The sequence below is a fragment of the Salinivibrio sp. MA427 genome (assembly GCF_001996115.1).
GTDB lineage: Bacteria > Pseudomonadota > Gammaproteobacteria > Enterobacterales > Vibrionaceae > Salinivibrio > Salinivibrio costicola.
On the sequence record NZ_MUFH01000089.1, the window covers coordinates 1 to 8,851 of the forward strand.

Consider the following 8,851-nt stretch of genomic DNA (forward strand, 5'->3'; position numbering starts at 1 on the left):
TGAAGGGGCGGCTCTTACCGTAGGTATTGATCCCTCTGAGCTCTTCTTAATGCAGTTCGACGCCATTCGTCGTTTAATGGGCAATGATCAACGCGCGCATCTGCTGCCCTTAGGAATCGAAAAACTCCCTGCCCTGCGTGCATTTGATACCGTGTTTAGCATGGGCGTGCTTTATCACCGTCGCTCGCCGCTCGATCATCTAATGCAACTCAAAGAGCAGTTGGGGAAAGACGGTGAGCTGATACTGGAAACCTTGGTGATTGATGGCGATGAAAACGCTGTATTGGTGCCATCAGGCCGCTATGSACAAATGCGCAATGTCTACTTTTTCCCTTCGGCGCGTGCGCTCAAAGTGTGGTTGGAAAAAGTCGGATTTGTCGATGTCCGTATTGTCGATGAATGTGTCACCACCACCGATGAGCAGCGCAGCACAGCGTGGATGACCCATAACTCGTTGCCAGAGTATCTAAACCCAGATGACCCGACGCAAACCATCGAAGGGTATCCGGCGCCTAAACGCGCAATTTTAGTGGCACGCAATCCTGATTAAATCGCGCCAGGCGGCGTGTGCTGTGGTTAATTTGATAGAGTGTAGTTAATTTGACCTAGAGCACACGCAACGCTGACGCTGATGTCGCGATCTGCGCCCTTTTATTGTTGTTCACTTTATGCACAAGGGCGCGACTGCCTGTTTTCGGGCAATTTTTCACCGATAGCGTTGAGATAATCAACGTTTAGTCAATTCTGACTAACATTTGACACAATCCCTCTATCCATCTTGGTCGCATCCTTTAGAATCTGCGCTCAGCCTCACTTTTGATCCATTGTTTGAGGCGATACGGCCAGTAGCCATCCTTCTATGCAGTGGAGACTTAGATGCTTTTTCGTTGCTCACTAATCAGTGTGTTGTTATTAACGATGTCCGGTTGCATGCTCACCTCTCAGCAGCAACACCAAGAAACACTGGATAAACTCAATACCGTTGCCACCCAGAGCCAGCAACAGCGGCAAAGCCTGACTGATGCTTTTACCCAACACGATACGTCATTGACTCAGCTGACAGATAAAGTCACGGCGCTCGAGAGCCAACTGACTATTATTCAGCGTACTCAAGCCAAACTATATGCCAATTTCGCTAACCCAAAACCGGAAGTTAAAATCCAAGAAAAAGTGGTCCGGGTGCCCGTGAATAACGACAAAGTGGTCCTCGGCGGACGTGAGTGGGTTTGGTTTGATGAAGTCAAAAGCACCTTCCAGTCGCGCGTAGATACCGGCGCGGCAACCTCGTCACTCAATGCGGTAGATATTCAAGAATTTGAGCGCGATGGTGACACCTGGGTCAAGTTTAATGTCAATCATAGTGAAAACAATGACCAGCCAGTATTTATGGAAATACCCGTAAAGCGCTGGGTTCTCATACGGCAATCATCGACCGATAAAACTGACCGCCGCCCCGTGGTTGAAGCGTGGATCCGGGTGGGTAACATTCACGAAAAAACCGAATTTACCCTCGCGGATCGCACCAATATGGAATACCCCGTATTGTTGGGCCGCTCGTTTTTTAAAGATTTAGCCGTGGTAGATGTCAGCCAAGTACACATTCATCCGCAATATCAGCCGGACACTCCCCCGGAGCCTAGTGATGATGATCGTCAGCCGCCATCAGCGTCTAAAGAATCGGCTCTACAAGAATAGGCTTTACGAAAAGCTAGGCTCTTCGAAAATAGGCTCTACGAAAATAGGTAATCGACATGGTTTCACGGGTTCCTTTTTACTTTTTGATCGGCTTTTTAATTTTGGCCGGTATCGCACTCAGTGCCTATCGTCACCTAGGCTATGGGGTGCCTTGGCAAGCGGATGACACCCGCCAAGTCTGGCAAATTGAGGCCAGAATTAACTTTGATGCCGGCGATGGCCCAGTAAAAGTTAGCCTTGCTGCACCAGATAGCCAACCTGGGCTTACGCTTATCGATGAGAGCACCTCCTCGGCAGGCTATGGCTTTTCATTGCTTAACACTGAACATGGCCGCCAAGCACAGTGGTCGACGCGCCAAGCCAACGGTGAGCAAACCCTTTATTTTAAAAACCAAATGTTAGTCGACGACAGTGCGCGCTATACCATGGCCCCACCTGATGAAGAGCAGGTGACGCTTCCGGTGATGGATAATGCTGCCAAAAATGCGGCCTTAGCACTGTTGGATCGTGCACGGGCGCGCTCGGCGGACAACATTACGTTGACCCGTGAGCTCATCAAACAATTTAATAGCCCAGATAGTCAAAACGCGGCGTTGTTACTCAATACCCTCGACAAACCCGACGCCCTACGAAAAACCTTAGCACTGGAAGGTGTGCATGCGCGCGTGGTCGGTGGCTTGGAGCTTGAAGATGGGCGACGTCGCCAAACCATTTCTCCCATGCTACAAGTGTGGCAAGACACACGCTGGCACTTGTTTGATTTAACCACTGGGCAAAATGGCCATCACAGTAATGTCCTGCTCTGGAACCAGCACGGCGGACCATTGTTAGAAGTGATGGGCGGTGAACATAGCCAGGTACATTTTTCAATTATCTCCCAAGATATCAGCCCACAACAGGCCACTTCAGCGAAGGTTTCCGCCGATAACCTACTTAACTTTTCTATTCATAGCTTGCCCATTGAAGAGCAGGCGATGTTTAAAACCATTATGCTGATCCCGATTGGCGCGCTAATTGTGGTGTTCTTGCGCGTGATCGTGGGGTTAAAGACTTCAGGGACCTTTATGCCAGTGCTGATTGCGGTCGCCTTTGTGCAAACCCAATTACTCACTGGGATTGTTGGCTTTGTGTTGATCGTCGGCACTGGGCTGGTGATAAGAAGCTATCTCTCGCGGCTTAATTTGCTGCTAGTGGCGCGAATTTCCGCGGTGATTATCACGGTCATTTTAATTATTTCGGTATTTAGCGTGATCGCGTTCCGTATCGGCTTAATGGAAGGGCTAACCATCACCTTCTTCCCAATGATTATTCTGTCATGGACCATCGAGCGGATGTCGATTTTATGGGAAGAGGAAGGCGCAAAAGAAGTGGTGATTCAAGGCGGTGGCTCACTCGTCACTGCAGTGTTGGTGTATTTGGCGATGACCAATGAGTTGGTCCGGCATCTGACCTTTAACTTTATTGGTTTGCAGCTGGTGATCTTGGCATTGATATTAATGCTGGGTAATTACACCGGCTACCGCTTGTCGGAGTTGAAGCGGTTTCGCCCGTTAGCACATCAGGATGGGAGCGGTCGTGATGATTAAATTCTTTTCACGGTTCGCCTCCCCCTTTCGTCTGAATCACGCCGGCATTATGGGGATGAACCAGCGTAATATCCGTTACATTGGTCGTTACAACGACAGGCGTCTTTATCCATTAGTAGATGACAAACTTAAAACCAAGTTGATCGCCCAACAAGCCGGCGCTACCGTCCCTGAGTTGATCGGCGTGATTGATAGCCAAGCGCACGTCAAACGTATTCATCACATGGTGGAAAATTGGCCCGGTTTTGTGATTAAACCGGCGCAAGGCTCAGGCGGTAAGGGCATTTTGGTGGTGACGAAAAATCATCAAGGGGTCTATACCAAGGCCTCTGGCAAGACCGTGAGCCACAACGATGTTGAACGTCATATCACCAATACGCTCGCGGGCCTGTTCTCGCTCGGTGGCAAAGCGGATGTCGCCGTGGTCGAGAACTTGATCGCGTTCGACGATAGCTTCAGCGGTTTTAGCTATGAAGGGGTCCCTGATATTCGCGTGATTGTGTTTCAAGGGTATCCGGTGATGGCGATGATGCGGCTGTCGACCTCAGCATCTGATGGCAAGGCCAATTTGCACCAAGGGGCAGTAGGCGTCGGGCTAGATATGGCCACCGGTAAGGCGCTAAAGGCGGTGCAATTTAACCGACCCATCACCCATCACCCGGATACGGAACATGACCTTTATACCCTGAAAGTGCCTCATTGGCAGCAGCTGCTCACGCTGGCAGCCAGCGCCTGGGAGATGACCGACTTAGGTTATATGGGGACAGATATGGTATTAGATAAAGAGAAGGGCCCGATGGTACTCGAGCTTAATGCACGGCCTGGTCTTGCGATCCAAATTGCCAATGGCTGCGGATTGCTGCCAAGGTTACGGCTGATTGAGTCACTTCCACCTCGGCGCTACCCGCTGATGCCAGACGATCGCGTGGCGTTTTCGATGCAGCATTTTGCTGGACAAAGTACGCAGCCATTGTCGCCCCAACTGGCACAAACCGGATAAAAAACCACTAAAGTTTACCGTACGCGGCCGATACCCTATTACACATCCGCACAATCACGATATGAATTAGGGTAACCGCAGTGACTATCCATACCATCGACAAAGCGCAGCTTATTAGCGACGTCCAGTTTGGGGGCAACCTCAATCAGGCGGTGGTGCAAGGACGTCGTTCCGACTTTGCGTTGATGATGGCGCTGCTTTCCGGGGATGCGAATGAGTCAACGCCACTCACCCTCACCGATAACCCTATCAGTAATGATGCGGTATTGCGCCAGCAGTTCCAGCTGGCAGAGCCGCAACCCTTGGCGGCCAGTAATGAAGAAGATTATCAGCGCGCCAGTGCCCAAGCCGATGCCTTTCACCGTGGCGGTTTAGCCAGCGCTAATTTGCGCTTTCAACTTGCTCCGGCCGCTATGCATTATCCGCCCCAGGGGACACACGGCTTTGATGAAGCGGTCTACCATAATCTTTCCGGTCATGAGCGTCGTCATTTAGCTGATGCAACCCCAAGCCGCCCCGCTTTTAACCCTGCCACCTTGTATGAAAAACTCACCACATCGCATTGCTTCGATAAAATGCGTGTAAGCGCATAACAACGAAGATCGCAAGTTGATCCTGAGAGGGTTTCATGATCCTTATCGAAATTGTGATCGTCTCTCAATTCCCAACAATATTTCTGCCAGACGACCAGACGTTTTGAGCCTTTTTTTCGCAGTCGGCGTAATTATGGTCCAGTATTACCTTCCCACGCTTGAATAAGGTGTGAGTAAGCTGTCATTTTCACGTGATTAGCTTGAGTATAAAAGGTAAGGCGTGACGCTCTATCTTGTTGATAATATTGAGGAATTGACCATGAAGATCGATAACGCAGTGGTCGTTATTACCGCCGGCGGCTCATCATCGGGACGCGCAATGGCAGAGCATTTTTGCTCGCTTGGTGCTGACGTCGCATTGCTCGATACTGAATGGCCAGCACTGCGCTTAAGTGCCGATCAATGCCGTCGATATGTCGAGAACGCTGACCAATACAACCTCGCCGTGTTATCTGGTGGTTCAGCACGCGGCAGAGTGTATGCAACAACGTGGTCGCCCCGGTGTGATCATTAATGTCGCTGGCGCTCATCTTACCCCTGACACCGTTGCCAATGCCATGATTGGCGGCTTAACCCAGCGCTGGGCCAAAGAGCTTTCCGGGCTAAAGATCCGCGTGGGAGGCATTGTGCCACGCCACCGACATCGGGCAACCTTTGAGATGGATGACGAATTAATTCGAAACGCGGAGTATATTGTCTCGAATGATTCTTTTAACGGCCGGTTGTTAGAAGCAAGTGGGTAGAAAGAGCAAAAGCCCCGATGCGAGTAAGCGGCAGTCCTTTCTCGTTTCTAGTCTCTAGAAGCGAAGCGTCTCGTCTCTTTCCGTATTCCGTAAGCGAAGCGCTCTGTATTCTCGTGTCATCGTCGCCACGGGTAAAATCAAAAAGACCCGCCGGTGGCGGGTCTTTTTCGTTAAGCGGTTGCCTAGGTTACATTAGGCATCTGCTTTTTGGTCCTTTTGCTCAGCTTTCGCTTTTGCGTCAGCTTTAGCCGCTTTGGTCGGCGCTGCAGCGGGTTGGTCATCTCTTTTTTTGATAACCGTGGTGCCTTCAAAGGTTTCACCTTCAACGTAAGGCTTGCCATAGTAAGACGCAACCAACACTTCTTTCAGCTCTTTGATGAGTGGGTAGCGTGGGTTTGCACCGGTACATTGGTCATCAAACGCTTCTTCCGCCAGCTCGTCCAGTTTGGCCATGAAGTCTGCTTCTGGTACACCCGCCGCTTGGATAGAGGTTGGGATGTCTAGTTTCAGCTTCATGTCTTCAAGCCAGGTTAACAAACGCTCAATTTTCTGTGCGGTACGGTCACCGGCTTGAGCCAGACCCAAGTGGTCAGCGATTTCTGCATAGCGACGACGTGCTTGTGGGCGGTCGTACTGCGAAAATGCCGTTTGCTTGGTTGGGTTGTCATTGGCGTTAAAACGTACCACGTTTGAAATCAATAATGCGTTCGCCAGGCCATGCGGCAGGTGGAACTCAGCACCGAGTTTATGCGCCATGGAGTGACACACACCCAAGAAGGCGTTGGCAAACGCGACACCGGCAATGGTGGCACCATTATGCACTTTCTCACGTGCGATTGGGTCGTTAGCACCGTGCGTATAGCTTGCTGGTAGATAGTCTTTCAGCAGTTTCAGTGCTTGCAACGCTTGCCCTTCCGAGTACTCATTTGACAGGATAGACACGTAAGCTTCCATCGCGTGAGTAATCGCATCGTAACCACCAAAGGCTGTCAGCGACTTCGGCATGTTCATCACCAGGTTGGCATCAACAATCGCCATTTGTGGTGTCAGCTCGTAGTCAGCCAATGGGTATTTAGCACCAGTTTCGTCGTCAGTCACAACCGCAAACGGCGTGACTTCTGAACCAGTACCTGAAGTGGTTGTTACACAAACCAATTCGGCTTTTTTACCCATTTTCGGGAATTTGTAGATACGTTTACGGATATCCATAAAGCGCATTGCGAGTTCTTCGAACGCGGTTTCTGGATGCTCGTACATCACCCACATAATTTTCGCTGCGTCCATCGGTGAACCACCACCAAGAGCGATAATCACGTCAGGCTGGAAGCTTTGCATCGCTTCAGCACCTTTGCGTACCACGCTTAGCGTTGGATCCGCTTCCACTTCGAAGAAAGTGTTTACATCCATGCCTTGCGCTTTAAGCAGTGACTCAATTTGCTCTGAATAACCGTTGTTAAACAGGAAGCGGTCAGTCACGATCATCGCACGTTTCTTGTCTTCCAAATCACCCAGTGCGATTGGCAAGCTGCCGCGACGGAAGTAGATAGATTTTGGTAGTTTGTGCCACAGCATATTCTCAGCTCGCTTCGCAACAGTTTTCTTGTTCATCAGGTGTTTAGGCCCAACGTTCTCAGAAATTGAGTTACCACCCCATGAGCCACAACCCAGTGTGAGTGACGGTGCAACGTTAAAGTTGTACAAATCACCGATACCACCGTGCGTCGTTGGAATGTTCACCAGAATACGTGCTGTTTTCAGGCGGTCACCGAAATACTTAATGCGGTCTTGGTTGACATCTTGATTGGTATACAGGCCTGATGTGTGACCGATACCGCCCATTTCTACCATTTTGCAAGCCATGTCGACAGCGTGCTCGAAGTTTTTGGCACGGAACATACCCAGGGTTGGTGAGAGTTTCTCGTGTGCAAATTCTTCTTCAATGCTGATTTCCAGGCCTTCACCAATCAGAATTTTTGTGTCTGATGGGACGCTTACGCCTGCCATATCGGCAATTTTTGTTGCTGATTGACCGACGATATCTGCGTTCAGGTTGCCGTTAATAAGCAACACTTTACGCACTTTGTCGGCGTCGGTTTTACTCAATACATGGCCTTTGTGAGAGGCGAAACGTTCTTTGACTTCGTCATACACTTCGTCCATCACGATAACCGCTTGCTCTGACGCACATACCACGCCGTTATCGAAGGTTTTAGACATGAGTACAGAAGCTACAGCACGCTTAATGTCTGCAGTCTCGTCAATCACGACAGGTACGTTACCCGCACCCACGCCGATAGCTGGTTTACCCGATGAGTATGCCGCTTTCACCATGCCTGGGCCACCCGTGGCCAGAATCAGGTTGATGTCATCGTGCTTCATCAGTGCGTTAGAAAGCTCAACAGACGGTTGATCAATCCAGCCAATAATGTCTTTAGGCGCACCGGCGGCAACCGCGGCGTCGAGAACCAGTTTTGCGGCATCATTAGTGGAGTTTTTCGCACGTGGGTGTGGCGAGAAGATGATGCCGTTACGGGTTTTCAGTGAGATCAGAGATTTGAAGATCGCTGTCGACGTTGGGTTCGTGGTTGGAACGATACCGCAGATAAGACCCACTGGTTCGGCAATGGTCAWGGTGCCGAATTCGTCATTCTCTTCAAGAATGCCGCAGGTTTTATCGTCTTTGTATTTGTTGTAGATGAACTCAGACGCGAAGTGGTTTTTGATAACCTTGTCTTCGAGGATACCCATGCCTGACTCTTCGACGGCTTGTTTAGCCAGCGGGATACGCGCGTTGTTTGCCGCCAGTGATGCAGCACGGAAGATCTTGTCTACTTGCTCCTGTGAATAGGTAGCAAATTCTTGTTGTGCCTTTTTGACACGCTCAACCATCGCGTTGAGTTCGGCAATATTAGTAACAGGCATAGTTGTCTCCTGGTTCATATTTGAAAATCATTTAGTAACTGCTTGCGACCACCAGCGTACCAGCTTGGTTGGGTTTTTGATGGCTGCCTGGCGTTTGACCCCTCTAACCGAGATTTCTTCACCCTAACGGCATCGCATTTAGTAAATAACTTTCAAAACTGAGTATAAGTTTTCACAGCGATAGCAACTTGATCTCGATCATTTGTTATCAAATCAATCACAACGAATTTATTGCTTAACCCCCATGAACATTGGGTTTATTCATCATGTAGCACACAGGCTACGTGTCCAATATTTTTACCAAAGTAACAC

General features: G+C 49.8%; 8 protein-coding genes. 7 read left to right on the top strand and 1 reads right to left on the bottom strand.

Features of this window, described 5'->3' with window-relative positions:
• The 7 genes from cmoB to BZG79_RS07830 form a co-directional block, all read left to right on the top strand.
• Positions 1 to 550 (top strand): tRNA 5-methoxyuridine(34)/uridine 5-oxyacetic acid(34) synthase CmoB (gene cmoB, locus BZG79_RS07800; protein WP_077774115.1); only part of this gene is annotated, 550 nt, incomplete at its 5' end.
• 326 nt (positions 551 to 876) lie between these two features.
• A complete protein-coding gene (locus tag BZG79_RS07805) occupies positions 877 to 1,695 on the top strand; it encodes an ATP-dependent zinc protease (RefSeq protein ID WP_077774116.1) in 819 nt (272 codons plus the stop codon).
• A gap of 56 nt (positions 1,696 to 1,751) precedes the next feature.
• On the top strand, positions 1,752 to 3,281 hold the full coding sequence (locus BZG79_RS07810; RefSeq protein ID WP_077679505.1) for an inactive transglutaminase family protein: 1,530 nt from the start codon (positions 1,752 to 1,754) through the stop codon (positions 3,279 to 3,281).
• A complete protein-coding gene (locus tag BZG79_RS07815; protein ID WP_077661266.1) occupies positions 3,274 to 4,281 on the top strand; it encodes an alpha-L-glutamate ligase-like protein in 1,008 nt (335 codons plus the stop codon). Before BZG79_RS07810 ends, BZG79_RS07815 begins: the two co-directional genes overlap by 8 nt.
• A gap of 80 nt (positions 4,282 to 4,361) precedes the next feature.
• Complete coding sequence (locus BZG79_RS07820) at positions 4,362 to 4,874, top strand: VC2046/SO_2500 family protein (RefSeq protein WP_021022358.1); 513 nt, start codon at positions 4,362 to 4,364, stop codon at positions 4,872 to 4,874.
• 259 nt (positions 4,875 to 5,133) lie between these two features.
• Positions 5,134 to 5,388: a hypothetical protein gene (locus tag BZG79_RS07825; protein ID WP_199877610.1), complete on the top strand. Its 255-nt coding sequence runs from the start codon at positions 5,134 to 5,136 to the stop codon at positions 5,386 to 5,388.
• Entirely contained in the window at positions 5,354 to 5,617 is a 264-nt protein-coding gene (locus BZG79_RS07830; RefSeq protein WP_199877612.1) for a hypothetical protein, read from the top strand. The genes BZG79_RS07825 and BZG79_RS07830 overlap by 35 nt, the downstream gene beginning before the upstream one ends.
• Before the next feature lie 192 nt (positions 5,618 to 5,809).
• Here BZG79_RS07830 and adhE read toward each other — a convergent pair whose 3' ends face one another.
• Positions 5,810 to 8,557, bottom strand: a complete 2,748-nt coding sequence (gene adhE / locus BZG79_RS07835) for a bifunctional acetaldehyde-CoA/alcohol dehydrogenase (protein ID WP_277919073.1) — start codon at positions 8,555 to 8,557, stop codon at positions 5,810 to 5,812.
• Positions 8,558 to 8,851: the final 294 nt, after the last annotated feature.